The organism is Aliinostoc maniaoense (assembly GCF_058172895.1).
Genome location: NZ_CP187952.1, coordinates 696,755 through 723,341 on the forward strand (window position 1 = coordinate 696,755; position 26,587 = coordinate 723,341).

Annotated in this window: 38 protein-coding genes; 36 read left to right on the top strand and 2 right to left on the bottom strand. The window is 43.3% G+C overall.

Annotated elements, in window-relative coordinates; translation table 11 throughout:
• The first annotated feature begins 13 nt into the window (after nt 1-13).
• The 8 genes from ACPZ3T_RS03025 to ACPZ3T_RS03060 all read left to right on the top strand — a co-directional run bounded on the left by ACPZ3T_RS03025 (nt 14) and on the right by ACPZ3T_RS03060 (nt 9,268).
• Entirely contained in the window at nt 14-1,978 is a 1,965-nt protein-coding gene (locus ACPZ3T_RS03025; protein ID WP_490273508.1) for an FHA domain-containing protein, read from the top strand.
• A 306-nt stretch (nt 1,979-2,284) separates the two neighbouring features.
• Nucleotides 2,285-3,175: a CPBP family intramembrane glutamic endopeptidase gene (locus tag ACPZ3T_RS03030; protein ID WP_490273509.1), complete on the top strand. Its 891-nt coding sequence runs from the start codon at nt 2,285-2,287 to the stop codon at nt 3,173-3,175.
• A gap of 87 nt (nt 3,176-3,262) precedes the next feature.
• Nucleotides 3,263-3,982 (top strand): GDSL-type esterase/lipase family protein, encoded by a 720-nt coding sequence (locus tag ACPZ3T_RS03035; RefSeq protein WP_490273510.1) that lies wholly within the window; start codon nt 3,263-3,265, stop codon nt 3,980-3,982.
• Nucleotides 3,983-4,106: 124 nt separating this feature from the next.
• The gene (locus ACPZ3T_RS03040; RefSeq protein ID WP_490273511.1) at nt 4,107-4,538 is read left to right on the top strand and encodes a hypothetical protein; all 432 of its coding nucleotides are present in this window, start codon (nt 4,107-4,109) and stop codon (nt 4,536-4,538) included.
• A 194-nt stretch (nt 4,539-4,732) separates the two neighbouring features.
• Nucleotides 4,733-5,257 (top strand): GNAT family N-acetyltransferase, encoded by a 525-nt coding sequence (locus ACPZ3T_RS03045; protein ID WP_490273512.1) that lies wholly within the window; start codon nt 4,733-4,735, stop codon nt 5,255-5,257.
• Nucleotides 5,258-5,614: 357 nt separating this feature from the next.
• Nucleotides 5,615-7,810 (top strand): cation:proton antiporter, encoded by a 2,196-nt coding sequence (locus tag ACPZ3T_RS03050; protein ID WP_490273513.1) that lies wholly within the window; start codon nt 5,615-5,617, stop codon nt 7,808-7,810.
• On the top strand, nt 7,807-8,301 hold the full coding sequence (locus ACPZ3T_RS03055) for a hypothetical protein (RefSeq protein WP_490273514.1): 495 nt from the start codon (nt 7,807-7,809) through the stop codon (nt 8,299-8,301). The genes ACPZ3T_RS03050 and ACPZ3T_RS03055 overlap by 4 nt, the downstream gene beginning before the upstream one ends.
• A gap of 244 nt (nt 8,302-8,545) precedes the next feature.
• Nucleotides 8,546-9,268, top strand: coding sequence for an AMIN domain-containing protein (locus tag ACPZ3T_RS03060; protein WP_490273515.1), 723 nt, complete (start codon nt 8,546-8,548; stop codon nt 9,266-9,268).
• A gap of 81 nt (nt 9,269-9,349) precedes the next feature.
• On the opposite strand, the gene ACPZ3T_RS03065 is transcribed toward ACPZ3T_RS03060, so the two are convergent.
• Nucleotides 9,350-9,889, bottom strand: coding sequence for a DUF3172 domain-containing protein (locus ACPZ3T_RS03065; RefSeq protein WP_490273516.1), 540 nt, complete (start codon nt 9,887-9,889; stop codon nt 9,350-9,352).
• Nucleotides 9,890-10,095: 206 nt separating this feature from the next.
• Here ACPZ3T_RS03065 and ACPZ3T_RS03070 point away from each other — a divergent pair, with 206 nt between their 5' ends.
• Nucleotides 10,096-10,254, top strand: coding sequence for a hypothetical protein (locus ACPZ3T_RS03070; protein WP_490273517.1), 159 nt, complete (start codon nt 10,096-10,098; stop codon nt 10,252-10,254).
• The gene (locus ACPZ3T_RS03075; protein WP_490273518.1) at nt 10,217-10,675 is read left to right on the top strand and encodes a hypothetical protein; all 459 of its coding nucleotides are present in this window, start codon (nt 10,217-10,219) and stop codon (nt 10,673-10,675) included. The genes ACPZ3T_RS03070 and ACPZ3T_RS03075 overlap by 38 nt, the downstream gene beginning before the upstream one ends.
• A 116-nt stretch (nt 10,676-10,791) precedes the next feature.
• Here the strand turns inward: ACPZ3T_RS03075 and ACPZ3T_RS03080 are convergent, their stop codons facing one another.
• On the bottom strand, nt 10,792-11,280 hold the full coding sequence (locus ACPZ3T_RS03080) for an NAD(P)H-quinone oxidoreductase subunit N (protein WP_490273519.1): 489 nt from the start codon (nt 11,278-11,280) through the stop codon (nt 10,792-10,794).
• A 979-nt stretch (nt 11,281-12,259) separates the two neighbouring features.
• On the opposite strand from ACPZ3T_RS03080, the gene rplC reads away from it, so the two are divergent.
• From rplC to rplQ, 26 genes are all read left to right on the top strand, one after another.
• On the top strand, nt 12,260-12,895 hold the full coding sequence (rplC, locus tag ACPZ3T_RS03085; protein WP_490273520.1) for a 50S ribosomal protein L3: 636 nt from the start codon (nt 12,260-12,262) through the stop codon (nt 12,893-12,895).
• A 53-nt stretch (nt 12,896-12,948) separates the two neighbouring features.
• Nucleotides 12,949-13,581, top strand: a complete 633-nt coding sequence (gene rplD, locus ACPZ3T_RS03090; RefSeq protein WP_490273521.1) for a 50S ribosomal protein L4 — start codon at nt 12,949-12,951, stop codon at nt 13,579-13,581.
• The gene (locus ACPZ3T_RS03095) at nt 13,574-13,888 is read left to right on the top strand and encodes a 50S ribosomal protein L23 (protein WP_490273522.1); all 315 of its coding nucleotides are present in this window, start codon (nt 13,574-13,576) and stop codon (nt 13,886-13,888) included. Before rplD ends, ACPZ3T_RS03095 begins: the two co-directional genes overlap by 8 nt.
• Before the next feature lie 6 nt (nt 13,889-13,894).
• Nucleotides 13,895-14,758 (top strand): 50S ribosomal protein L2, encoded by an 864-nt coding sequence (gene rplB, locus ACPZ3T_RS03100; protein ID WP_490273523.1) that lies wholly within the window; start codon nt 13,895-13,897, stop codon nt 14,756-14,758.
• Nucleotides 14,759-14,956: 198 nt separating this feature from the next.
• Nucleotides 14,957-15,235 (top strand): 30S ribosomal protein S19, encoded by a 279-nt coding sequence (rpsS, locus tag ACPZ3T_RS03105; protein WP_490277104.1) that lies wholly within the window; start codon nt 14,957-14,959, stop codon nt 15,233-15,235.
• 80 nt (nt 15,236-15,315) lie between these two features.
• Nucleotides 15,316-15,675, top strand: a complete 360-nt coding sequence (gene rplV / locus ACPZ3T_RS03110) for a 50S ribosomal protein L22 (protein WP_490273524.1) — start codon at nt 15,316-15,318, stop codon at nt 15,673-15,675.
• 51 nt (nt 15,676-15,726) lie between these two features.
• Nucleotides 15,727-16,476, top strand: coding sequence for a 30S ribosomal protein S3 (gene rpsC / locus ACPZ3T_RS03115; protein ID WP_490273525.1), 750 nt, complete (start codon nt 15,727-15,729; stop codon nt 16,474-16,476).
• A gap of 86 nt (nt 16,477-16,562) precedes the next feature.
• Nucleotides 16,563-16,988, top strand: coding sequence for a 50S ribosomal protein L16 (gene rplP / locus ACPZ3T_RS03120; protein WP_490273526.1), 426 nt, complete (start codon nt 16,563-16,565; stop codon nt 16,986-16,988).
• A gap of 3 nt (nt 16,989-16,991) precedes the next feature.
• A complete protein-coding gene (rpmC, locus tag ACPZ3T_RS03125; RefSeq protein ID WP_490273527.1) occupies nt 16,992-17,219 on the top strand; it encodes a 50S ribosomal protein L29 in 228 nt (75 codons plus the stop codon).
• A gap of 6 nt (nt 17,220-17,225) precedes the next feature.
• Entirely contained in the window at nt 17,226-17,477 is a 252-nt protein-coding gene (gene rpsQ, locus ACPZ3T_RS03130) for a 30S ribosomal protein S17 (protein ID WP_490273528.1), read from the top strand.
• Between the two features lie 25 nt (nt 17,478-17,502).
• Nucleotides 17,503-17,871, top strand: a complete 369-nt coding sequence (rplN, locus tag ACPZ3T_RS03135) for a 50S ribosomal protein L14 (RefSeq protein ID WP_490273529.1) — start codon at nt 17,503-17,505, stop codon at nt 17,869-17,871.
• Nucleotides 17,871-18,221: a 50S ribosomal protein L24 gene (rplX, locus tag ACPZ3T_RS03140; RefSeq protein WP_490273530.1), complete on the top strand. Its 351-nt coding sequence runs from the start codon at nt 17,871-17,873 to the stop codon at nt 18,219-18,221. Before rplN ends, rplX begins: the two co-directional genes overlap by 1 nt.
• A 119-nt stretch (nt 18,222-18,340) precedes the next feature.
• Entirely contained in the window at nt 18,341-18,889 is a 549-nt protein-coding gene (gene rplE, locus ACPZ3T_RS03145; RefSeq protein ID WP_490273531.1) for a 50S ribosomal protein L5, read from the top strand.
• A gap of 20 nt (nt 18,890-18,909) precedes the next feature.
• Nucleotides 18,910-19,311, top strand: a complete 402-nt coding sequence (gene rpsH / locus ACPZ3T_RS03150; protein ID WP_490273532.1) for a 30S ribosomal protein S8 — start codon at nt 18,910-18,912, stop codon at nt 19,309-19,311.
• 81 nt (nt 19,312-19,392) lie between these two features.
• On the top strand, nt 19,393-19,941 hold the full coding sequence (rplF, locus tag ACPZ3T_RS03155; RefSeq protein WP_490273533.1) for a 50S ribosomal protein L6: 549 nt from the start codon (nt 19,393-19,395) through the stop codon (nt 19,939-19,941).
• 3 nt (nt 19,942-19,944) lie between these two features.
• The gene (rplR, locus tag ACPZ3T_RS03160; RefSeq protein WP_490273534.1) at nt 19,945-20,307 is read left to right on the top strand and encodes a 50S ribosomal protein L18; all 363 of its coding nucleotides are present in this window, start codon (nt 19,945-19,947) and stop codon (nt 20,305-20,307) included.
• Nucleotides 20,308-20,401: 94 nt separating this feature from the next.
• A complete protein-coding gene (gene rpsE, locus ACPZ3T_RS03165) occupies nt 20,402-20,929 on the top strand; it encodes a 30S ribosomal protein S5 (protein WP_490273535.1) in 528 nt (175 codons plus the stop codon).
• 46 nt (nt 20,930-20,975) lie between these two features.
• Complete coding sequence (gene rplO, locus ACPZ3T_RS03170) at nt 20,976-21,422, top strand: 50S ribosomal protein L15 (RefSeq protein ID WP_490273536.1); 447 nt, start codon at nt 20,976-20,978, stop codon at nt 21,420-21,422.
• Between the two features lie 71 nt (nt 21,423-21,493).
• Nucleotides 21,494-22,807, top strand: coding sequence for a preprotein translocase subunit SecY (gene secY, locus ACPZ3T_RS03175; protein ID WP_490273537.1), 1,314 nt, complete (start codon nt 21,494-21,496; stop codon nt 22,805-22,807).
• Complete coding sequence (locus ACPZ3T_RS03180; protein WP_490273538.1) at nt 22,807-23,361, top strand: adenylate kinase; 555 nt, start codon at nt 22,807-22,809, stop codon at nt 23,359-23,361. Before secY ends, ACPZ3T_RS03180 begins: the two co-directional genes overlap by 1 nt.
• Before the next feature lie 178 nt (nt 23,362-23,539).
• Nucleotides 23,540-23,764 (top strand): translation initiation factor IF-1, encoded by a 225-nt coding sequence (gene infA, locus ACPZ3T_RS03185; protein WP_006276978.1) that lies wholly within the window; start codon nt 23,540-23,542, stop codon nt 23,762-23,764.
• 116 nt (nt 23,765-23,880) lie between these two features.
• Nucleotides 23,881-23,994 (top strand): 50S ribosomal protein L36, encoded by a 114-nt coding sequence (gene rpmJ, locus ACPZ3T_RS03190; RefSeq protein ID WP_015129703.1) that lies wholly within the window; start codon nt 23,881-23,883, stop codon nt 23,992-23,994.
• Nucleotides 23,995-24,079: 85 nt separating this feature from the next.
• A complete protein-coding gene (rpsM, locus tag ACPZ3T_RS03195) occupies nt 24,080-24,460 on the top strand; it encodes a 30S ribosomal protein S13 (protein WP_490273539.1) in 381 nt (126 codons plus the stop codon).
• A gap of 54 nt (nt 24,461-24,514) precedes the next feature.
• Nucleotides 24,515-24,910, top strand: a complete 396-nt coding sequence (gene rpsK / locus ACPZ3T_RS03200) for a 30S ribosomal protein S11 (protein ID WP_010998331.1) — start codon at nt 24,515-24,517, stop codon at nt 24,908-24,910.
• Nucleotides 24,911-25,242: 332 nt separating this feature from the next.
• Nucleotides 25,243-26,190, top strand: coding sequence for a DNA-directed RNA polymerase subunit alpha (locus ACPZ3T_RS03205; protein ID WP_490273540.1), 948 nt, complete (start codon nt 25,243-25,245; stop codon nt 26,188-26,190).
• Between the two features lie 37 nt (nt 26,191-26,227).
• Nucleotides 26,228-26,578 (top strand): 50S ribosomal protein L17, encoded by a 351-nt coding sequence (gene rplQ / locus ACPZ3T_RS03210; RefSeq protein ID WP_490273541.1) that lies wholly within the window; start codon nt 26,228-26,230, stop codon nt 26,576-26,578.
• The last annotated feature ends 9 nt before the right edge of the window (nt 26,579-26,587 follow it).

Genomic DNA, 26,587 nt, shown 5'->3' on the forward strand with positions numbered 1-26,587 from the left:
AAGGTCTTAATCAATGACTAACCAACAAATTCAATTAACTTGGGAAGATCCAACAACGGGGGAACGGCGAGAACCAAATTTAAATGTACCTATAGCTTTTGGTCGAGAGTTCGCACGTTTACCTGCTGAAATTAACGGGCAGCGTGTAACACGAATGCTCTTAAATAGTAGTCAAATATCTCGCTATCATGCTTTGATTACCTGGGAAAACAATCAATTTGTAGTAATTGATCAAGGTAGTGTGAATGGTGTGCTTGTTAATGGTCAACGCCAACCACGTAGTATTCTCAATCATGGTGATACGCTGCAAATTGGCCCCTATACCATGATGGTGAATTTGGCTAGTAATGTCACTCAACAAATCACCACTTCCCCATCCTTAATTCAATTCAATCCTCATACTAATATCCCCGATCCGAGCATACCACCCTTACCACCACCCCGCCCATTCACACCTTTAGGGAGTAATTTTCCCCCACCCGCATTTCAAGCTCAACAGGTGGCAGTGCAGGCACTTCACGCCACAGGTTTACCTGTCGATGAATATGATTATTTAGCCGTTGGGGGAGGACTAGGGAGTTTTATCTGGTCAGACTTACTGCGAATTACCGGTGTCCGTGCCGAAAAAATTGCGGCTTTGGGACTAGAACCAGAACCTTATGCTCGTTATAAGCGTCTGTGTTTAAATTCCCAAATTCCTTTACATGAAAGACTACGCTCTAACTCTGATTCCTGTCCTGACAATATTTGGGGTTGGCCTAGTTATGCTTGGCGAGAAGCTTGGCACGACTTCACCAAAGGTAAGCTGAATACAGCCATACAATATTTATGGCAGGTGTTTGCAGAACCAACTTTTGCCGAAACCTATACTCCCCGTGCAGGTAATGTTTTCGATTCTATTGACCGAGAAGCCAAGCGTATTGGCTGGAATCAAATTTATCGTTATGGACGAGTCAGGGCAATTCGCAAAACCGATGATGGTCGATATTGTGTAGCCTATTCTCGCGGACAAGGCAATCATGCTTTTGTTGTGAGTCGTTATTTACATTTAGCTACTGGGTATCCAGCAATTCAGTTTCTCCCTGATTTGCAGGCTTATAGAGAAAAATATCAAGATTTTAAATCCGTCGTGAATGCTTATGAAGCACACGATCATGTATATGAGCAATTAGAGCGTCAAGGTGGCACAGTATTAATTAGGGGACGGGGAATAGTCGCTTCCCGAATTGTGCAGCGCATTTATGAAGCCAGACGCAAAAATAAGAATATTACAGTTTTGCATTTAATGCGATCGCCTAAACCCCAAGGTAACACATTCCAAAAAGCCACACGTCTCGTTAAAAATCATTACGAATTTCAACCCTTTAACTGGCCGAAATCCTGTTGGAGTGGGGAATTGCGTTTTATGTTAGAAAACGCCACACCAGACGAACGCCAACGCCTACTCACAGACTGGGGTGGAACAACCACCGCCGACCGTCAAGACTGGCAGCAAATTACTGAAAACGGTTTAAAAGAAGGTTGGTATCAAATCACCTTCGGAGAGGTATTAACAGTAGAAAGGGACGCACAAAATCGCACCATCAGCGAAATCCAAGAAAAAGGCTTTGGTCAAATGAAATTAGCCGCAGACTTTATCGTTGATGCCACAGGTTTAGATGCCAAAGTCCAAGCCAATCCATTATTAGATGATTTGGTCAAGCATTACAATCTACCCCTCAACTATATGGGACGCTTGGCTGTTGCCAATAACTTTGAAATCCCAGAAATGCGAAATAATAAAGGCCAAATGTATGTAGCCGGTGCAATTACCCTCGGCGGCCCCTATGCAGCCGTTGATAGTTTTTTAGGTTTGCAATACTCCGCCTTAGTCGCCGTCGATGGACTCGCCGCCGCCCGCGCGCCAGGAATTAAGCGTTTAAACCCCTTGAGTTCCTTTGGACAGTGGTTAAAGTGGGTGTCAAATCAATCACCATAGGAAATGTTAACTGTTGATTGTTTACTGTTGACCGAAGCATTAAGGATTTAAAGTTCCGTCATTGGATAAATGCGAGATGAATTAAGCTTTTGTAGCAAAGTAAAGTATCGATTTTTTCCGCTTACTCTGCGAGAACGCCTTACGGCAAATGCGCCTATCCTGCGCGTTCCGCTTTAGGGGTATGTGCGAAACACAAATCATCCCATTAATCAGCAATGCCAAAATTCCTTAATTTTGAATTTTGAATTTTGAATTTTGAATTGATTAGCCCATGCCCTATGCCCTATTCCCTATGCCCTATTCCCTATGAATACAAATCTAAATAATCCATTCCAAAAACTCAAGGTTCGCTACCTGTTTGGCCAATTTGTACTGATATCTTTTGCTATTGTCTTAGTACAAGGTGTATTGCAGAGAGTTAGTGGACAAAAATTTAATAGTCAAACTTCCATACTGGTTCTTTACATTGTAATATTTTGTTCATTATCTCTTTGGACACTGGCAGACTTTAAGCGCACAGGAGTTAATCTTCAATATTTAATGGGCAGTGTCCCCAAGAACTACAAATGGTTCTCGACATTAGGCTTGGTTTTGTTGATGATTTTATTTTCCATTAGTGCTTATCTCGTATCATTTTCCCTGTTATCCTGGGTTGCACCTAATTTCATCAAAGCTTTACTGAACCAAGTCGCAAATAACCCTGCACCTCGTAGTTCTGCACCCCTATTTTATAATTTACTGGGCGCGATCGCCTATGTAGTGATTGCGCCTATCACTGAGGAATTTATCTTTCGCGGATTTATCTTACAGCGTTGGGCGGCTAAATGGGGTCTGCGTTCTGCTTTGGTGGTTTCCTCCATTTTATTTGGAGTCTTACACGCTAACTTTGTGGGATTATCTTTATTTGGGCTAGTGATGGGGGTTTTGTACATTAAAACCCGGTCATTAATTGTACCTATTGCCTGTCACGCCTTTAATAATTTAATCGCATCTGGTATGGGATTTTTATCAAGTCGTGGCGAACCCACAACAACATCAGCCGCCAACACATTGGCACAACTACGTTCTGGCTGGTGGGTGGGAGTCTTATTAATGTCAATTTCATTACCTCTTTTGCTGCGCTTCCTCATACGCAACTGGCCACGCAAAGATGCCCTAGTTCCATACTTAATCAATGCCAGCACCACACAAAGGTAAAATTTTCAGCATAAAAATAAAAAAATATACTGTTTAATAGTGTAGAAATGTATAGAATCTTCTAAAGATATAAGATAAATTTTTAAGATGCAAACATTACCAGTTCATTCCTCAATGCAGCTGTCTTTATCTCCAAATCAATGTCAGCCTTTGAAGATCATCGCACTGGGGGATAGCTTAATATACGGCTTTGGCGACCCCGAAAAAGGAGGCTGGGTAGAACAATTGCGTCGCTCATGGATGTTACCAAATAGTTCTGGTCATGTCCTGTATAATTTGGGAGTGAGAGGCGATCGCACCCAGCAAGTAGCACAAAGATTAGAAGTAGAATTTCGCCATCGCGGTGAACTCCGAAATCGTGTCCCCGACTTAATCATCCTCTCCGTAGGGGTAAATGATTCACCACGCTTAGGCCGTCTTAATGGCAAAAACTATACAGACTTTGCGATATTTGAGTCAGAAATCGCTGCACTATTAGATCAAGCACAGCAACTTTGTCCCGTGCTATTTGTCGGTATGATTCCCGTTAATGAAGCCAAGATGCCTTTTCTTGATTGTTTATACTACAATCACCTTGATCAATACCGTTACAAGGAAGCCACTCGTCTAGCTTGCAACCAACGGCAAATTCCCTATTTAGATATTTTTGATCGCTGGATGGCACGGGGCGATACTTGGCGAAATCATCACCTGAGTGAAGACGGACTCCACCCCAACACTTTAGGTTATCAAGCTTTATTAGAAGATGTGATCAATTGGGAAGCACTAGCAGCCTATCATCCTCAACCTGAATATCAATTAATCTAAAATTTATTGGGTGTGTAAGTAACCAGAGAGACAAAGTTTACTGAAACAGTAAGTAATTTCCTTCGTTACTTCCTGCACCCCTACATTTTCAACTGACAAACCATATATTCATAACCCAATATATATGACCCCAACTTTATTTGGTCGTTGGCAAACTCGCTTATTATTGATGGCTACCGTGGGTGTAATAGTATCCCTACCCTTTGCAATGGGCTTAATTGATGGATCTCCCGATTCTATCTACTTTTGGATACTTGGCTATGTTACTATCTTCGGCTTAGGCTGGGATATACTTTATAACTATCTACAAAAGTTTCGTTGGGATAGAGATTGGCCAGCCGCTTATCAACTCTTTGCAGGTCTTTGGGAATTACTCTTTATTTTGTGTGGAGTCCAAATCTTTAACTTACCATTACCTATACCCAAAGACAGACTATCGTTAATCATGGTTCTGTTACATTACAGCGTAGTTTGGTTATCAGTATTTATCGCCTCCCAAAGCATCATGCGAATTTTATTCCCCCGTTGGCGATTCCGAGGCGGACAATGGTTTTAAAGGGAACAGAGAACAGAGTTGGGTCGTAGAGAAGGTTGGTGAAGATGACTTTTAACTTCTCAGCCAAACTCCCCAGCAGTTTATGAAAGTATAGAAAAAGTTTCTTGCATATTTATCTCCTTGGGATTGTGACAAAAAATACTTTTTAAGCAGCGAAATCTTCTTAACCCGAACTGACGTTATTTAAGGAAGTTGTGATAAACTTACGCTCTGCCACCTCTGCTGATGTGGATCTGTTACGACATTGGGATGAACAGCCTCATGTGATTGCCTCAGACCCTAACGATGACTGGCACTGGGAAGTAGAACTAGAGCGCACCCCTAATTGGAGAGAGCAATTGATTGCTGAAATCGATAATCGTCCCATTGGATTTATCCAGATCATCGATCCCGCGCGTGAGGAAAGCCACTATTGGGGTGATGTGGCGGCGGATCTTCGGGCTATTGATATCTGGATTGGGGAGGAGGCCGATTTAGGCAAAGGCTATGGAACAAAAATGATGCAGTTAGCCCTCAGTCGATGTTTTGCAAATCCATCAGTCAAAGCTGTAATCATTGATCCGCTTGCCAGTAACACCCGCGCTCATCGCTTCTATGAACGTCTTGGTTTCCAATTTGTTGAGTACCGAAGATTTGGTGAGGATGAATGCTTTATTTATCGTCTTAATCGACAAAATTGGCAAAATCAAACCTCTGGAGAAAATAACAGTGAACAGTAACTGTTACTACTAAAATCACCCTTCCAAAGCACCACACCATAGACTGTCAGGACTGATAACTGATAGGTGGTTTAAATATAGACATTGAGTATCCAATCCAATTCCATAACATCAGTGAGCTAATCACCTCCTTCCCTCAACCCTGTTTACTGCTTTAGCAGCATCTATAATATTTTAAAATTTATCTCCATATAGCTCGTAAATTCTCATTCATATAGAGTTTTATCTCTGATATTGTTACAACAATTAACATCAAAAATCATCCTAAATTATTGTAAATTAGCTACCCAAACTTGACATTACGACCCACTTGCAGAATCATCTTAGGGAAGCCAGGTAGTTGCTATTGAGGGAACTATGCACACAGTGATTCTCGTGCTGGTTGAAGTGTTAATTGTGATTGGGTTGTCTCGGTTAGTAGGGCTAGGATTCAAATCAATTAAACAGCCTTTAGTAATTGGTGAAATTGTCGCCGGAATTATGCTTGGCCCTTCTTTATTTGGTTTAATCGCTCCTGAATTATCAAATACTTTATTTTCACCAGAAACTCTACCTTTTCTCAATCTTTTATCTCAAGTAGGACTGATATTCTTCATGTTTCTGATTGGGTTAGAACTCAATCCCAAATATTTGAATGGTAATTTGCAAGTAGCTATTCTGACATCAAATATCAGCATTCTTGTCCCATTTTCTTTGACATCTATTTTATCTTTATGGCTTTATCCTCTCGTTTCTAATGCGAGTGTTTCTTTTACAGCCTTTGCTCTATTTCTAGGTGCAGCAATATCAATTACTGCTTTTCCTGTATTGGCTCGTATTATTACTGAAAATAATTTGCAGAGGACTCGTTTAGGAACGCTGGCATTAACTTGTGCAGCAGTTGATGATGTCACAGCTTGGTGTTTGTTAGCAGTAGCGATCGCTGTCGCCAGAACTGGTAATATCATAGGTGCATTACCGACAATTTTAGAAGGTTTAGTCTATATCGCTTTGATGTTGACACTAGGACGTTGGTTTTTGCAACGACTGTCCGCCCATTACCAGCGCACTCAACGTTTGAGTCAATTGTTACTAGCAGTAATTTACATTGCCGTAGTCGCCTCAGCACTAATTACCCAACTCATTGGGATTCACTTGATCTTCGGAGCATTTTTATTGGGTGCAGCTATGCCTAAGAATGCAGATTTAGTCCGGGAATTAGCTGTTAAAACCGAAGATTTCGTCCTGATTTTTCTCCTGCCAATATTTTTTGCCTACAGTGGCTTGCGGACAGAAATTGGTTTATTGAACCGTCCTCAACTGTGGCTAATATGTGCGGCAGTTTTATTAGTAGCGATCGCAGGCAAGTATATTGGTACTTATGTAGCAGCTCGTTTCAGTGGCATCAACAAACGCGAAGCCTCAGCACTCGGTTGGTTAATGAATACTCGTGGTTTAACTGAGTTAATTGTACTGAATATTGGTTTGGAACTAGGGGTGATTTCTCCCTTGTTATTTACCATGCTGGTAATTATGGCCTTAGTCACCACATTTATGACTTCGCCCCTAGTAGAGTGGATTTATCCCAAAAAACTGATCGAATTAGATTTAGTCCCACCAGAAGCAGATACGAAAGTTACCAATAAAACCCCCCATGAAGGTTATATTCGCCCCTATCGGATTTTAGTCCCAGTTGCTAATCCTAGTACACAAAAAGGTTTATTACAGTTAGCTGTAGCATTAGCCATCAATTACCGTCAACCAGCTCTAGTTAATCCCCTCAGCTTAATTGAATTAGAAGAAGATTATGGTTTTGCCAATACCCCAGATGAAGCTGACCGATTAATTATTCAGCGTCGCCACCATTTAGAAGAGTTGATTAGTACCCTAGAACCACAAACAACTCAAGCTTTTGTCCATCCCATTGTGCAGATATCTAGTAATTTTGCCAGACAAACAGCCCAAATTGCCAAAATCGAACAAGCAGACTTAATTTTAGTAGGATGGCATCGTCCAGCATTTAGTAACAATCGTTTAGGTGGACGGGTTGGTCAAATTCTCAGCACTGTACCAGTAGATGTAGCTGTTTTTGTAGATAGAGGCACAGATAAATTAGAAAGTCTATTAGTTCCCTATTCTGCAAATATTCACGATGATTTAGCACTCACATTAGCTTTGAGACTATTAATTAATCGTGATACTTGTATGTTGCAAATATTACAAGTAGTTCAAAAGCCCCAACATGAGAACGAATTAAGTTATGAAATGCAGACCATGATGGAACAAATACCAAAAAGTGTACGCGATCGCATCAACATCAAAATTATCCATGCTTCCGAACCAATTTCAGCCGTAGTCACAGCCTCAGAGACTGTTGATTTAACTATTGCTGGTACTAGTCGAGCTTGGGGAATTGAGCGGCAAACCCTAGGCAGATATACAGATGAGCTAGCTATTCAATGTCGTTCCTCACTACTAATAACCCGTCGCTATAACCAACTCACCTCTCACCTAACCTCTGCTCTCTCTGAACCCATGAGTCAAGAACCCATCATCAAAAATTCAAAAAAATGAATCTTTTCCACTCCAAATCCCTGACCTTCTATGCAGTGGCAATAGGTTCAGTACTGGTGTTATTTAAAACCATCACTATTTATGGAGAAACACACCTCAAAGCCTCACCCACGATTCAAGGTTCTTATCTTCTCACCTTAACTAACAATGTACCTGAATGTCGGCAATCACCATCTCTCAGACTCAACATACAACAGTCAGGTATTTACTTAAATGCTTCTTTATCTTCAGCGAAAGCTCATGGAGAAACTCACAAAGATTATTCTCTCCAAGGACTTTTCCAAAATCAGCAATTAAATTTAGCCGGAGAAGTTGACCACATGATTCTTTGTAACCTTGCACCCCCTCACACCCTTAAAGCTCAAATGCAAATGACAGATGGCGGCAGACTACAAGGACAAATAACTATCAGTACTATCTCCCAAAATGTAGAATTTTATGCTACACCTGAACCAGCCCAGGCAGAACCCAAAAACTCAAATACCTATTAAAATATGGCAACCAGTAGGGTGTGTGACGCTGCGAAATTATTTGAACGTAGTTATAAAACTTCTAGCGTCACGTACCAGCCATCAACTGTAACACTTGCGTAAGTTCTAATAACTTATTACACCGCAAGTACCAGTTAGCCATTAGAAACGAAAAATCAGAGAGTAGAGACTAAAAGCTAGTAAATTTTACTCCGCACTCATTACTCTTTCTGCCTGGTGGTTAAACACAATTACAGCTAAATCAATGATGTTGAACGGAATCTCAAGTCAGCAACTTATTCACAGGGGCAAACACCTATTTACCATTAGTTTGTTTGCTGCATTTGCACTTCCAACCACCAGTACCATTGCTGCACAGGTAGCCAAGCTCAATAATTGGCGTTTCTCCCCAGAGGCAGGTAAGTTAGAAATTAACCTTTCAGTCGGCAAAACACCAAACTACTTCTACCTCTCCGAACCACCGCGCATTGTTATCGATATTCCCGATACCCAGTTAGGTAATATCCCCACTCAGCAAAATTACACTGGTGCAGTCCAAAGAGTTCGCGTTGCCCAATTAAATACCAACGTCACCCGTATCGTTTTAGATTTAGCAACCGGAGTTTTTGTAGACCCTAATCAAGTAAAATTACAACCAGTCTCCAAACAGAACCCCACTCGCTGGGTTTTACGCCCTTTTGTTAGTGGCTCTAGACAACTCACCAACACCAAAAATTCATTCATTAATCCTTTACCAACTCAATCTAACTACTTACAATTACCCAGTACTCTACCTCCAACAATTGCTAGTCCACAGCAACCTTTTGTTACTGTACCTCCACTCAATTCCACCAATCCTGTCCAAATCCAAAATTCTCTCTCATCTCCTACAAACTTCCCTTCTCCCACAATCTCTAACCAACCAAACAATTCACCCAAAATTACTAATCCAGTAGTCATTGAGTTTGGTCAACCTCTACCTAAGTGAAAAGCTCTTAAGCCGTCAGGAGAAGAAACAGTTGGTTTTATAACGCACCGAGATTAACGGTGCGTTGCACTTTTCCCACTACTAAAATCTTTCCGTTTCTTGTGGTGGTGCAACTGCTCCTGGTTGAGACAAAAAGAAATTTTGTCCAGCTTCATTCTGATAAATACATCTAATATCAGGTTTTTCACTGTCTAAGCTACCAGTAAAACCAAAAGTATTCAGGCGATTTTTACATTCTCGCACCTGATCCGATGTCACAAGCTTACGTTGCTCTAGAATTGCCCAGTTATTTTGACGGATGACGCAGCCAGGGCGCATACTCGGTTGGGCAACATATACATTGAAGGGGTTGAGAGTCACAAACAACCTAGCATCCATTACCATTGCACTTGCTCCGTACTGTACGCAAATTTCAGGATTTGGTGCTTTAGTATCAATAAATTCACGGGAAGCTACATTGGATGGAGTTAACGTAGTTGTGGAACTAAAAGCAATACCAATACCAATTCCCAGCACCAATACCCCACCCAAAATAGCAATAGTGGTGAAGTTAAACATGGAGGCTTGGAAACCCGAAGGTTTAGATGTAGTAGTTGATCTACCAGTTGATTTACGTCTCATTTGTCTTTGTTAACCTTCACGTCTGAACAAGCTGAGATTGTATCCCTATTTTAGTATGCCGATTTTTCAATATATTTACGAATTTTGGACAATTGGTATTATTGACATACTCACCGACGTAGAACGTCGGTGATTATTGACGGTTCACAGCAACTAGCTACCGGAGTAGTCTTACAGTCGCTCCCCGTCCGTTTAAGGTCGTGCCGATGCCCCATGCCGACCATCGTCATCAACAACATGAGTTGCAAACAAAGTTTTTCAAAGTTTCTGGCTTGTCATGCCCACAAAACGCTAATCTGACTTGGTATCGTGGAGTAAAATCCAGTCATGACCAAAGCTTCCAACATTCGTCAGTTGTTAACTGATGCCAAATTAGGGCTACTACCATATCTAGATCAACGTCTCCAGGAAATTACCAAAACCTGGAAACCAACAGAAAACTTTCAATTACAGCCTTATAATATCCGGTTTAGTAATTGCAACACCTCTGCCGCCAACGAACCTAGACCAGTCATTAGCCAGTCAATTGCTTTACGGTTCTTCATTTTGGGCAACCCTGAAGATAGATTAGAGTTATTACTGCTAGCCTCAGAACTGCAAAACGACGTAGATGCAGCAATTTTTGAATGGAGTAACCGAGAATGGTCTCAGTTTGAGAAACCCCTCAAGCGACCAGTAACGCAAATTACAGGGGGTTTAGAGTATGAAAACTTAGAAAATCACAATAATACTTGTCGTATAACTCTTGAGCGTGAATTTGATTTAATCTACTCAGTTAGTTTTTAATTATTAGCGCATGGGGCATGGGGCATGGGGCATAGGGCATGGGGCATGGGGCATAGGGGATGGTATTTTCTTCACCTACACCCCTGTACCCTTACACCCCTATACCCCTGCTTCCTCTAAACCGCTTGATAGCTCAATGAGAAAGTATCTTTGAGAGGTCGCCAACGGAAGGAGCGATCGCCACCTCTTTCTACAACTACTTTCACTTTTGGTTCTAAACTAGGTAGAGTTGTCAGAAATTCTACTTCCTGGTCTGAAAGGATATTTCCTTCAATAATCCACAACACCAAACCCTTAGACTTTGGTGGTAACTGCTCTAGTTGGTAATTCACAACAGGTGGCAGATAATAAACGTTACCCACAGCTGCACCATTACCAGAACTTTTTTTACCCAGATGGGGAGGTCTAACACCGTGAACTCCTGTCAGATAAGCCGCAACATCACCCAGTCCCCTAGCAGTCATGGGCAAAGTCACATAACCGGCAGCACGCAAACGGCGGCGATACCGACCTTCAAAACCCCCTTCCAAGGGTACGTAAACACCTAGAGAACCAAATTTTTCCAGATTGCGGATGAAACCGTTGCCAGTGGTAATTAGTGCCATAGATTTTTCGGATAATTTTTCTATCCCGCTTTGATATCTCTATTATTGACCCTGAAGTGATAAATCAAGTTAGATCACAAAGCTTATAGCTGAGATAAGCTAAACTCAATTTTATCAGTAAAGCTTGCTTTGCGGGATTAGGAACGGGCGAGCAGATGAACAAAATTCAATGCCCCATGCCCCACGCCCCATGCCCCATACCCTATACCCAATCTTAAAATTTATTTTTAATTTTCTAGACAAACATCGGTTAATGATATACAGTATTAGATTGTGACCATTTTTGCAAATTAAGATCAAACACAGTCGTCATTTTGAGCGATCGCTAGCTGTGAAAGCTAACGTATAACTTCACCAGAAAAAATCCGGTGGAAACAGCTCAAAGACTGGTAAACTTAGAAAGCTTTGAGGTCAAATTCAGGGTAAGCGGCTTAAGAACATAGTCCACCCTCATCACCAGACTACACCCACGCCTGTAGTCAGAAAAGACAAATCAAACCTCACACTCAAGGTTTGACTTGTCGAGTGAATGAAAATCTGAGTAGTGATGTTAACTGGATGACATTACATAAGCCTCAGTTCAATGGATACTGAGCGGCAAAAGCTGCTTAAGTCCAACTGAGACAAGGCAGTAAGCCAAAATCGGGAAAACCCTTAATGCTACTGCCTCCAGAAAGTGCCTAAGCAATGGCTAGGACGAAAGCCTTGCTGCACAAAGTGCAAAGCTCTAAGCATTGCCTTGATACCAGAAGTTATTCCTTCTTTAAAGAAGGCACTTGTGGCTGTGCTGGTGAAAAAGTGAGTGCAACTAAAGAAAATCACCAGCCACTAACAACACAGCTTGTTGTATCCGGGAGTATCGTCAACAGCAAAAACTGCTGGCGATTTCGGAGATTCGTCCATCCCCACCCGCATGAATACACTCTGTGCTTAAACACCCAATTTCAAGGTCAGCAAGTAGAAAGGAGAGCCAGTTACCGTGTCTGTAGGCATTCTCGGCACAAAACTGGGTATGACCCAAATCTTTGATGAAGCAGGAGTAGCAATTCCTGTCACCGTCGTCCAAGCTGGGCCATGCGTAGTTACCCAAATAAAATCAAAACCAACCGATGGATACACAGCTATTCAAGTTGGTTATAAAGAAGTTAAGCCCAAAGCACTCAATAGGCCATTGCTGGGTCACTTGGCTAAGTCCTCAGCCCCAGCATTAAAGCATATCAAAGAGTATCACACAGATAGCCCTAGTGATTATGCTTTAGGTCAAGAAATTAAAGCAGATATTTTTAGTGCAGGTCAAATTGTAGACGTTATCGGTACAAGTATCGGTCGCGGCTTTGCAGGCAACCAAAAGCGTAATAACTTTGGTCGCGGGCCGATGTCACATGGTTCTAAAAACCATAGAGCGCCCGGTTCTATTGGGGCTGGTACAACCCCAGGTCGTGTCTATCCAGGTAAACGGATGGCAGGGCGTTTAGGTGGTAGCCGTGTCACCATCAAAAAGTTAACCGTAGTGCAAGTTGATACTGAACGTAATTTGTTGCTGATTAAAGGAGCTGTACCTGGCAAGCCAGGGGCATTGCTGAATATTGTGCCAGCCAAGCTAGTTGGTAAATAGTGCTGAGTGTTAACCGTTAACTGTTAACTGTTAACTGAAATAAGGACACAAAGATGGTTGAAAGTGTAGTTAAAAATTGGCAAGGAGAACAAGTTGGGCAAAAAGAGTTCAACTTGAGAACTGCCAAAGAAGAAACGGCGGTTCATATTGTCCACCGCGCCCTAGTCAGGCAAATGACCAACTCTCGTCAAGGAAATGCCAGCACTAAAACTCGTGCAGAAGTCCGTGGTGGTGGTCGCAAACCTTGGCGACAAAAAGGTACTGGTCGCGCTCGTGCTGGTTCTATTCGTTCGCCATTGTGGCGTGGTGGTGGTGTGATCTTCGGGCCTAAACCCAGAGATTTCAACCTAAAAATGAACCGCAAAGAAAGACGGCTAGCATTGCGGACAGCCCTCGTCAGCCGTATAGACGACTTAATTGTAGTAGAAGAATTTAACAACGAGCTATCCCGTCCTAAGACTAAAGACTTATTAGCAGCCCTAACCCGTTGGGGTGCTGCACCAGAAAATAAGACACTGTTAATTTTGTCTGAGGTAGCGGAAAACATTTATTTGTCAGCGCGCAACGTAGAAAACCTCAAGGTACTTGCGGCGGATCAACTGAATGTTTACGATATGCTACACGCTGACAAAATCGTGATCACAACATCAGCTTTAGATAAAATTCAGGAGGTCTACAGTGGCTAAATTCGACCCCCGCAACCTTCCTGATTTAATACGTCGCCCCATCGTCACCGAAAAAGCGACGATTCTGATGGAGCAAAATAAATACACCTTTGAAGTTGTTCCCAAAGCCGATAAAACCCAAATCAAGGCAGCAATCGAAGACTTATTTCAGGTCAAGGTTGTGAAAGTGAACACCACATTACCACCCCGGAGAAAGAAACGGGTTGGCAAATTCATTGGTTTTAAGCCCCAATATAAAAAAGCGATCGTCACTGTCGCAGCTGGGGATGTAGAGAAAATTAGACAAGTACTATTCCCAGAGGTCTAAGATATCATGGGTACTCGTTCTTATCGTCCTTATACCCCCAGTACTCGCCAAGTTACTATCTCTGACTTTGCGGAAATTACCAAAACCGAACCAGAAAAGTCACTTACAGTATATAAACACCGTGCCAAAGGTCGCAATAACCAAGGACGGATTACTAGCCGTCGTCGGGGTGGCGGACACAAGAGACTTTATCGGATCATTGACTTTAAACGGGATAAACGTAACATTCCAGCTACAGTTATAGCCATTGAATACGATCCCAACCGGAACGCCCGTATTGCTTTGCTATCTTATGAAGATGGTGAAAAGCGGTATATCTTGCATCCCAATGGGTTAAAAGTAGGCACAACAGTGATGGCTGGGCCAGAATCTCCCTTTGAAGATGGTAACGCTTTACCCTTAGCCAACATTCCTTTAGGTACTAACGTTCACAACGTAGAATTAATCGCTGGCAAAGGCGGTCAAATCGTCCGTGCTGCTGGTGCTACAGCCCAAGTTATGGCTAAAGAAGGGAATTACGTAACACTCAAGTTACCTTCAGGTGAAGTCCGTATGATTCGGCGGGAATGCTACGCCACCATCGGACAAGTTGGGAATACCGATGCTAGAAACCTGAGTGCAGGTAAAGCTGGCAGAAACCGTTGGAAAGGTCGTCGTCCCAAAGTTAGAGGTAGCGTCATGAACCCTGTAGACCACCCCCACGGCGGTGGTGAGGGTAGAGCGCCTATTGGTAGATCCGGCCCTGTAACTCCTTGGGGTAAACCAACCTTGGGTGCGAAAACACGTAAACCCAAGAAAGCTAGCAGTAAATTGATTGTTCGTCGTCGTCGGAAATCTTCTAAGCGCGGACGTGGTGGTCGTGAGTCTTAGAATTTTAGATTTTAAATTTTGGATTTGAGATTGGGTCTGGTAGTTGAGCATTAATAATTTTTGCCTGCTCATCAGATACATATTTATCCAAAATCCGAAATTCTCAATTTGCAATCCAAAATCCGTCTTGAAAAGTTTTCTAGGGTGGGAAACCCACCTACAGAACTTTCCGCAAAATCCAAAATCCAAAATCAAACTATGGGTCGTTCTCTAAAAAAAGGTCCTTTTGTTGCGGATCATTTGTTAAGCAAAATTGAAAAATTGAATGCTAAAAACGAAAAACAAGTGATTAAAACTTGGTCGAGAGCTTCAACAATTTTGCCAGAAATGGTAGGCCACACCATCGCAGTTCACAACGGGAGACAGCACGTTCCTGTATTTGTCAGTGACCAAATGGTAGGGCATAAGTTGGGAGAATTTGCTCCTACACGCACTTATAGAGGCCACGGCAAAACTGACAAAAAATCGGGGAGATAGTCATTAGTCATTAGTCATTAGTCATTAGCTGAAGACGCATGACAAATGACCAATAACCAATGACCAAAATGGAGAAACATATGGCTACTGATACTAATGAAGTAAAGGCGATCGCCCGTTATATACGCATCTCTCCCTACAAAGTACGTCGTGTCCTTGATCAAATTCGTGGTCGCTCCTATCGAGAGGCACTAATTATCCTAGAATTTATGCCCTATAGAGCCACTGAGCCTGTGATAAAACTCCTCAGAAGTGCGGCAGCTAACGCCGAGCATAATGCAGGATTAGATCGCACTCAATTAGTGATTACTCAGGCATACGCTGATCAAGGCCCCGTACTAAAACGTTTCCAACCTAGAGCGCAAGGTAGAGCTTACCAAATTCGCAAACCAACGTGTCATATTACCTTGGCTGTGGCAGCCGATGCTAATGCTAAGTAATTTATATACACAAAAAATTGCGTAAAGTGAGAAATTTTAGAGGAAACATTTGTGGGACAAAAAATTCATCCAGTTGGCTTCCGCCTGGGAATTACCCAAGAACACCAATCACGCTGGTTTGCTGATCCCGATCGCTATCCAGAACTTTTACAAGAAGACCACAAACTCCGTAAATACATTGAGCAGAAATTGGGTAGATATGCTCAAAATAATGCCGGTATTTCCGAAGTGCGGATTGAAAGAAAAGCAGACCAAATCGATCTAGAAGTACGTACTGCTCGCCCAGGCGTAGTAGTAGGTCGCGGTGGTCAAGGGATTGAAGCATTACGTACAGGACTACAAGACTTGCTAGGCGGTCAACGCCAAATCCGCATTAATGTCGTGGAAGTCCAAAAAGTTGATGCTGATGCCTACTTGATTGCAGAATATATTGCCCAACAACTAGAACGCCGTGTTTCCTTCCGGCGAGTAGTCAGACAAGCAATTCAACGCGCTCAACGAGCAGGGATTCAAGGCATTAAAGTACAAGTTGGTGGACGGCTCAACGGTGCAGAAATTGCCCGGACAGAGTGGACTCGTGAAGGTAGAGTACCCCTGCATACCTTACGGGCTGACATTGACTACTCTTACTGCACAGCCAAAACTATTTACGGCATTTTAGGAATCAAAGTTTGGGTATTCAAAGGCGAAATTATTCCTGGACAGGAAGAAGCCCCGTCCCAACCAGCCGCCCGTGAACCTCGCCGTCGTCAACAACAACGTCGTCGTCAGCAGTTTGAAGACCGTTCCAATGAAGGATAACAGGGGACTGGTGACTGGTGACTGGGCAAACAACCATACCCAATCCCTCATCCCCAATCCCTCATCCCTAATCCCTAGTAAAAGTCATGTTAAGTCCTAGAAGAACTAAATTCCGCAAACAACAACGCGGACGGATGACTGGTCTAGCCCATCGTGGTAGCACCCTCAACTTTGGAGATTTTGCCCTCCAAGCACAAGAACCAGCTTGGATTACTTCCCGGCAAATCGAAGCTTCCCGTCGGGCAATGACTCGCTACATCCGCCGGGGCGGTAAAATCTGGATTCGCATTTTCCCAGATAAACCCGTCACCATGCGTCCTGCTGAAACCCGGATGGGTTCAGGTAAAGGTAATCCAGAGTTTTGGGTAGCTGTAGTTAAGCCAGGACGGATTATGTTTGAAATCGCAGGCGTTTCTGAAGAAGTAGCCCGGGAAGCTATGCGTTTAGCAGCCTACAAGCTACCCATCAAGACCAAGTTTATTGTGCGATCGCAAGTAGAGGAGCAGGAGTAGGTTATGCCTCTTCCCAAAATTTCAGAAGCTAGAGAACTAAGCGACGAGCAACTGGCCGAGGAAATTACTGCGGTGAAAAAACAACTGTTTCAGTTGCGCTTGCAAAAAGCCACCAGACAATTAGAAAAACCCCACCAGTTCCGCCATGCCCGCCATCGTCTTGCCCAACTACTAACAGTAGAAGGAGAAAGGAAACGGGCAGCAAGTCAACCGCCTCAAGAATCAAAGTAGGAGATTATGGCAATCAAAGAACGAGTTGGCTTGGTAGTGAGCGACAAAATGCAAAAGACGGTAGTTGTTGCCGTAGAAAACCGCGCTCCCCATCCCAAGTACGGCAAGATTGTAGTCAACACCCGGCGTTACAAAGCCCATGACGAAGAAAATAAATGTAAAGTGGGCGATCGCGTGCGGATTCAGGAAACCAGACCCCTGAGTAAAACCAAACGCTGGCAAGTGGCCGAAATCCTCAATACTAAAGCTACAACTTAAAAGTTGTGCATAAGGGAGACCGATTGTGATTCAACCCCAAACTTACCTGAATGTGGCAGATAATAGCGGCGCACGCAAACTGATGTGTATTCGCGTCTTAGGCGCGGGTAACAGACGTTACGGTTTTGTGGGCGATAGAATTATCGCTGTTGTCAAAGATGCTATTCCCAACATGGCAGTCAAAAAATCTGATGTTGTTGAAGCTGTGATTGTCCGCACCCGTCACAATATCAAGCGTGATAGTGGTATGAGCATTCGCTTCGATGATAACGCAGCCGTGATTATCAATAAAGAAGGTAATCCCAAAGGTACACGGGTATTTGGCCCAGTAGCACGGGAATTGCGTGAAAAGAGCTTCACCAAAATTGTTTCTCTAGCTCCAGAGGTGCTGTAATGGGAAACCAAAAAGAACAACCCAAATTCTACAAAATGCACGTCAAAACTGGCGACACAGTACAAGTGATTGCTGGCAAAGACAAAGGTAAAGTGGGTGAAGTGATCAAAGCACTGCCCCAATTGAGTAAAATCATCGTCAAAGGTGTAAATATTAAAACTAAGCACGTCAAGCCCCAACAGGAAGGCGAATCAGGGCGGATTGTTACCCAAGAAGCTCCGATTCATAGCTCTAACGTCATGCTGTATTCCACCAAGCAAAACGTTGCTAGTCGTGTCTGCTACACCTTCACCGCAGAAGGGAAAAAGGTCAGAAAACTCAAGAAAACTGGTGAAATTCTTGATAGCTAGATAAAAAGCCAAAGTCAAAAGGAAAAACTCACAAATAAACTGTTGAATTTAGAATTTTGAACTTTGAATTGAAAATCAGTTTCCCTGACCAAGACCAGGGAAAATCAGGACAAAAAACTATGGCGACACAAAGACTCAAAAGCTTATATCAAGAAACCATTGTCCCTAAACTGACCAATCAGTTTCAGTACACTAACGTTCATCAAGTGCCAAAATTGGTGAAAGTTACTGTCAACCGAGGTCTAGGGGAAGCGGCGCAAAATGCCAAAGCACTAGAAGCATCCTTAAGCGAAATTGGGATAATTACTGGACAAAAGCCAGTAGTCACCAGAGCCAAAAAAGCGATCGCTGGCTTTAAAATTCGTCAAGGTATGCCTGTTGGCATCATGGTAACTCTCAGAGGCGAGAGAATGTATGCTTTTCTCGACCGATTGATTAGCCTGGCACTGCCCAGAATTAGAGACTTTCGCGGCATCAGCCCCAAAAGCTTCGACGGTCGCGGTAACTATACTCTCGGCGTCAGAGAACAGCTAATCTTTCCAGAAGTCGAGTACGACAGCATCGATCAAATCCGTGGTTTAGATATTTCCATTATCACCACAGCAAAAACCGACGAAGAGGGCCGCGCTTTACTTAAAGAATTTGGAATGCCCTTTCGCGATCAATAAGTTCATCTAAAGAGGGAACGATGGCGGCTAACGACACAATTGCAGATATGCTAACGCGCATCCGCAATGCCAACATGGCAAGGCATCAAACTACACAAGTGCCTGCTACAAAAATGACGCGTAGTATTGCTAAAGTGCTACAGGAAGAAGGTTTTATTGCTGAATATACAGAAGATGGAGAAGGCGTAAAACGCAACCTAGTAATTTCTCTGAAATACAAAGGTAAAAATCGCCAACCCCTGATTACTGCACTCAAACGGGTGAGTAAACCAGGCTTACGGGTTTACTCCAACAGAAAAGAATTACCAAGGGTACTAGGCGGTATTGGTATTGCCATCATTTCCACCTCCAGTGGAATTATGACTGACCGCGAAGCGCGTCGTCAGAACCTAGGTGGTGAAATCCTCTGCTACGTCTGGTAGTTGTCAACAGTCAACAGTCAACAGTCAACCTTATTGACTACAGACTATGGACTATAGACGAATAATAAAGGTCAAAAAGTCATGTCTCGTATTGGTAAACGTCCAATTACTGTTCCTCCCAAAGTACAAGTGACTATTGATGGTACAAAAATTGCTGTCAAAGGCCCAAAAGGTGAACTTTCCCGCAATTTATCCCCCAATGTCATCGTTTCTCAAGAGGGAGAAATCTTACAAGTAACTCGCAAGGATGACTCTCGTACCTCCAGACAAATGCACGGTTTAAGCCGGACTTTAGTCGCTAACATGGTCGAGGGAGTATCCCAAGGTTTTCAACGACGCTTAGAAATCCAAGGTGTGGGTTATCGGGCGCAAGTGCAAGGGCGTAACCTAGTGCTGAACATGGGTTATAGCCATCAAATCCAAATTGAACCACCAGAAGGGATTCAGTTTGCTGTCGAAAATAACACCAACGTAATTGTTACTGGTTACGACAAAGAAATTGTCGGCAATACAGCAGCTAAAATCCGTGCCGTTCGTCCACCAGAGCCTTACAAGGGTAAAGGTATTCGCTATGCGGGCGAGGTCGTCAGACGTAAAGCTGGTAAGACCGGAGGTAAAGGTAAGAAATAAGCTATGAAACTTACTCGTAGGGAATCAAAACAGCGTCGTCACAGACGCATTCGCGGCAAAGTCAAAGGTTCATCAGAACGTCCACGGTTAGCCGTATTCCGCTCAAATGAGCATATCTATGCTCAAGTCATTGATGATACTCAGCATCAAACTTTAGCAGCAGCATCAACACTAGAAGCAGATTTAAAATCCAGTTTAGCTTCAGGTGCTACCTGTGAAGCATCAGCAAAAGTTGGTAAATTAATTGCCGTGCGATCGCTAGAAAAAGGCATCACTAAAGTCGTCTTTGACCGTGGTGGTAACTTATATCATGGTCGCATTCAAGCCCTAGCGGAAGCCGCACGCGAAGCAGGCTTAGATTTTTAAACCGTCAACAGTCTCAGGTCAAAAGTCAAAAGTAAGTGACTATTGACTATTGACTATTGACTATTGACTATTGACTAAATAGAGAGCATAGATTATGGCAACTGGTCGTCGTAAAGCTAATCGCGCAAAAAAAGAAGAAACCAACTGGCAAGAAAGAGTCATCCAAATACGTCGGGTGAGTAAGGTAGTTAAAGGTGGTAAAAAACTGAGCTTCCGTGCCATTGTGGTCGTCGGTAACGAACGCGGTCAAGTTGGTGTAGGAGTAGGGAAAGCCTCCGATGTCATTGGTGCTGTGAAAAAAGGTGTCGCCGACGGCAAAAAACACCTGATAGATATCCCCATCACCAAATCTAACTCGATTCCTCACCCCATTGATGGTGTAGGTGGCGGTGCTAAAGTGATCATGCGTCCAGCCGCTCCCGGTACTGGGGTAATTGCAGGTGGTGCTGTCCGTACTGTCTTAGAATTAGCCGGAGTCCGTAATGTTCTAGCAAAACAACTAGGGTCAAACAACCCACTCAATAATGCTAGAGCCGCAGTCAACGCCTTATCTACCCTGCGTACCTTAACCGAAGTGGCTGAAGACCGGGGCATTGGTATTGAAAAACTCTACGTCCAGTAGAGCTAGTGTGACAAAATGTTTGTGTAAACTGGTATCAATATACACCATGAGACTCAACGATCTAAAGCCCCAAAAAGGCTCTAAAAAACGCCGCCGCCGCGTCGGTAGAGGTATTTCTGCTGGGCAAGGTGCCAGTGCCGGTGCAGGTATGAGAGGTCAAAAAGCCCGTTCTGGTAGCAGTACTAGACCAGGTTTTGAAGGGGGTCAACAGCCATTGTACCGCCGCATACCCAAACTCAAGGGCTTTCCTGTAGTTAATCGGAAAATTTACACTACGATTAATGTAGAGAAGCTAGCCTCTCTTCCTGCCAACACAGAAGTAACATTGGAATCCTTGAAAGCAGCAGGTATTCTTACTGCTACCAAAGGCCCATTGAAAGTTTTGGGTAATGGAGAATTAGGCGTGGCACTTACAGTGAAAGCAGCAGCTTTTACAGGACAAGCTCGGAGCAAAATTGAAGCAGCTGGAGGGAGTTGTGAAATTTTAGGTTGAGCCAGAACAGCGCACTTAAAATACTAGCCAACTTGCTTCCAGCGTCTGGTTCACGATAAAGGTAGCACTCTATGATCAGTCGAGATAAAGCCCCAACGGCTCAAGAAACTTTTATGCAGATGGCACAAGCAGCTGGACTGAGAGGTAGGCTGCTTGTCACTGTCGGTATTTTAATTTTGGTTCGCCTGGGTATATTTTTGCCCGTACCAGGAATAGATAGAAGTAGGTTCGCTGAAGCTATATCGGGCAATAATTCTATATTCGGTTTGTTGGATATTTTCTCTGGACGGGGACTTTCCACATTAGGGGTCTTTGCCTTAGGGATTCTGCCCTTTATTAATGCGTCCATTATTATCCAATTGCTGACAGCGGCCATTCCATCTTTAGAAAATTTACAGAAAAATGAAGGGGAAGCTGGTCGGCGGAAAATTTCCCAAATTACCCGCTATGTGGCACTAGGTTGGGCAATTATTCAAAGTGTAGCTTTCTCGGCTTTGTTTCTCCAACAGTTTGCTTTAAAACCCGGCCCTATATTTGTAGCAGAAACCGCGATCGCCCTGACAGCTGGTTCTATGTTTGTAATGTGGGCTTCGGAACTGATCACAGAACGAGGTATTGGGAATGGTGCATCTTTGTTGATTTTTGTCAACATTGTCGCTTCCTTACCCAAATCTTTAGGTGACACCATTGACTTAGTGCAAGTTGGTGGTAGAGAAATAGTTGGACGGGTAATTGTCTTAGTATTAGTGTTCCTGGCCACCATTGTGGGTATTGTCTTTGTTCAGGAAGGCATCCGTCGCATCCCGATTATTTCCGCCCGTCGTCAGGTAGGTAGAAGAGTATTAGCAGAACAACGCAGCTACTTACCCCTGCGTTTAAATTCTGGGGGGGTAATGCCGATTATTTTTGCGGCTGCCATTCTCAGTTTGCCTCTATTAATTGCCAACTTTACAAAAAACCCTGACCTGGCAAATATTGTCAACACCTATTTGAGTCCTGGTGGTTCTGCACCTTGGGTCTACGCTCTTGTTTATTTAACATCAATTGTTTTCTTTAGCTACTTCTACTCTTCATTAATTGTCAACCCAGTTGATGTAGCCCAGAACTTGAAGAAAATGGGTTCTAGTATTCCGGGGATTCGTCCAGGAAAAGCTACAAGTGAGTATATTGAGCGGGTTATTAACCGACTCACATTTTTAGGTGCTATCTTTTTGGGCTTGGTTGCCATTATTCCCACAGCTGTAGAAAGTGCTTTGAAAGTGCCAACCTTCAAAGGACTAGGTGCTACATCTTTGCTGATTCTGGTTGGGGTGGCAATCGATACTGCCAAACAAGTCCAAACCTATGTGATTTCTCAGCGATATGAAGGAATGGTGAAGCAATAGTGACGCGATTAATCTTCTTGGGGCCGCCTGGAGCAGGTAAAGGAACTCAAGCTCAAATTTTGGCTGAACATTTAGATATTCCTCATATTTCCACGGGGGAAATATTGAGGCAAGCCATGAAAGAGCAAACTCCTTTAGGCATTAAAGCTCAAAGCTATGTTGATAGCGGTGAGTTAGTCCCTGACCAGCTGGTACAAGACCTAGTGGCGGAACGTTTAGACCAACAAGATGCTAAATCTGGCTGGATTTTAGACGGTTTTCCCCGCAAAGTGACACAAGCAGCTTTTTTAGAGGAATTGTTGCAAAAAACTGGTCAAGGTGGCGAAAAAGTAGTCAATTTAGATGCACCAGATACAGTTGTAGTAGAACGCTTACTAGCTAGGGGACGTAAAGACGACAGCGAAGACGTAATTCGTCGTCGTCTAGAAGTTTACCGCAACGAAACTGCACCATTAATTGATTATTACCGCGATCGCCATAAACTCCTCACTGTCAATGGCGACCAATCCCAAGCAGAAGTCACTATTGAATTACAAACTGTCGTAGGTTCATAGACTGTAGATAGGGGGTAGGCGGTCAAAAATTCTCAAACCACTACTCCCTTATTATTCAGAATGCTAGACAATTTTAGATAAGATATATTAAGAAACTGTTGATATATTTCTCTAATTATGTTCTCTTGCAGAGGAGTGCTGCAACCGAGCAAAAAAACTGTTGAATTGAGGGAAAAACTTGTCTAAGCAAGATTTGATTGAAATGGAAGGTACAGTCACCGAATCATTGCCAAATGCAATGTTCCGGGTTGATTTGGACAATGGATTTAATGTTTTAGCACATATTTCTGGGAAAATTAGGCGCAACTATATCAAAATTTTGCCTGGCGATCGCGTCAAAGTAGAACTAACTCCTTATGACCTCACAAAAGGCAGAATCACTTATCGACTGCGGAAAAAGTAGATATATGTATGGAAGTCTACCACAAAACAATTTATTTGGGTGTTACCCATTGACTTAATTGCATAAATTTTCCTAGAAATGCTATAATTTAATATTTGGAGTCATTTACAAAAGGCATGAAAGTTAGAGCTTCAGTCAAAAAAATCTGTGAAAAATGTAACGTGATCAAACGCCGTGGTCGCGTCATGGTGATTTGCGTCAACCCCAAACATAAACAACGTCAAGGATAGGCTTCTCTATCACTGAACAAAGTATAAACGTGTAAACCGCGTTTTTCCATCAGCAACTGCAATAAAGATTAGGGAGAGATGAATTGTGGCACGTATTGCCGGAGTAGACCTGCCACGCGATAAGCGCGTTGAGATTGGTCTGACCTATATTTACGGAATTGGATTAACTAGGTCGCAAGAGATTCTAGCGGCAACAGGGGTTAATCCTGACACTCGTGTGAAAGAATTAAGCGATGCTGATGTCGCTGCCTTGCGCGCAGAAATAGAAAGCAACTATCAAGTTGAGGGTGATTTGCGACGCTGGGAAGCAATGAACATCAAGCGATTGGTGGACATCGGTACTTATAGAGGTCGTCGTCATCGCATGGGCTTGCCAGTCAGAGGACAAAGAACTCGCACCAATGCTAGAACCCGTCGGGGTAGAAGGCAGACAGTAGCTGGTAAGAAGAAAGCTCCTGGTAAGTAATTTTCCTATGCTTGCTAAATGCAGCAAGTTTTCCTTTAAATTAATTGAACAAATATGGCAAGACAACCGACTAAAAAATCTGGGAGTAAGAAACAAAAGCGTAACGTCCCCAATGGGATGGCCTACATCCAGTCTACTTTCAACAATAGCATTGTCACTATCACCGATCAAAACGGAGATGTGATCTCCTGGGCAAGTGCTGGTTCTAGCGGCTTCAAAGGTGCAAAGAAGGGAACACCTTTTGCAGCCCAAACAGCTGCTGAAAGTGCTGCTCGCAGAGCAATAGACCAAGGAATGCGCCAAATTGAGGTCATGGTAAGTGGCCCAGGTGCAGGGCGAGAAACTGCAATTCGCGCTCTTCAAGGAGCAGGATTGGAAATTACACTAATTCGGGATATCACACCAATTCCTCATAATGGTTGCCGTCCACCCAAACGCCGCCGAGTTTAAACATACAACTCTTGGCCAGTTTTAGCCACAAAAGTCACCTGCAATTACTGCTGGTAAGTTGAGTTCACAACCTATCAAGCAGGGTGATAGCTAAAAATTTCCCAAAGCTGGGGTGACAAAAAATACATCAGCTCTTCCATTGGGGAGGGCTGCTAGAGTTAAAATCACCCAAAACTATAATCAAGGCCTGTAAGCTAGATAGACGGAGAAAACATCACTACCCTCAGAAGTTGGCAGTTTGATCCACCGCTAGCCAGCTAAAGGCAATAAATTAAATTCCAGAGGCAATCTTTTTGCCTGCTAGCAGCACCTTAAATAAGGGAGGCTACTCCGTGGCGCAATTTCAAATTGAATGTGTAGAGTCGAATACAGAAGAAAGTCGGAGTCATTACAGTAAGTTTATCTTAGAACCGCTAGAACGTGGCCAAGGAACAACAGTTGGTAACGCGCTACGGCGAGTTTTACTGTCAAATTTAGAAGGAACAGCCGTTACAGCAGTCAGAATTGCCGGGGTGACACACGAGTTTGCCACAGTGCCGGGCGTGCGGGAAGATGTGCTAGAGATCCTGATGCGAATGAAGGAAGTGATTCTCAAAAGTTACTCCTCTCAACCCCAGATTGGCCGATTACTAGTGAACGGCCCAGCAACAGTGACATCAGCACATTTCGACTTGCCTAGTGAAGTAGAAGTCATCGATCCTACCCAGTATATAGCCACCATTGCCGAAGGGGGCAAACTGGAAATGGAATTTCGGATTGAGAGAGGTAAAGGCTACCGCACCGTAGAAAGAGGACGGGAGGAAGCTACATCCTTAGACTTTTTGCAAATTGATTCGGTATTTATGCCAGTGCGAAAAGTTAACTATAGCGTTGAAGAAGCCCGTGGGGACGGCTCAATTACCAAAGACAGACTACTGATAGAAGTTTGGACAAATGGTGGTCTTTCACCCCAAGAAGCACTATCTTCAGCAGCTGGGATTTTGGTAGACCTATTCAATCCCTTGAAAGATATCTCGCTAGAACCAACAGATACAAGTTCCGAGATTCCCGATGACCCAACAGCGCAAATCCCCATTGAAGAATTACAACTTTCAGTGCGGGCTTATAACTGTCTCAAGCGGGCGCAGGTGAACTCCGTGGCAGACTTATTAGATTTCACACAAGAAGACTTGTTAGAAATTAAAAACTTCGGTCAAAAGTCAGCCGAAGAGGTAGTAGAAGCTTTGCAACGCCGCCTAGGTATTACCTTGCCCCAAGAAAGAAGCTCTAAACACAGCTAAAACAAAACCGTCGTTCATAATTTCACAGTAGATTTTTATGCGTCACCGTTGCCGGGTTAAAAAACTGAGTAAACCAGCTGACCAGCGTCGCGCTTTACTGCGATCGCTCACCACTGAACTGATTCGTCATGGTAAGATTACCACTACCTTAGTCCGCGCCAAGGTTTTGCGCGCTGAAGTAGATAAAATGATTACTCTAGCTAAAGACGGTTCATTAGCATCACGTCGTCAAGCTTTAGGTTATATCTACGACAAACAGCTAGTTCATGCTCTATTTGAGCAAGCACCGACACGCTACGCTAATCGTCAAGGTGGTTATACCCGCATTCTCCATACCGTGCCTCGCCGGGGAGATAATGCGGAAATGGCAATCATTGAACTAGTGTAGGGAAGTAAA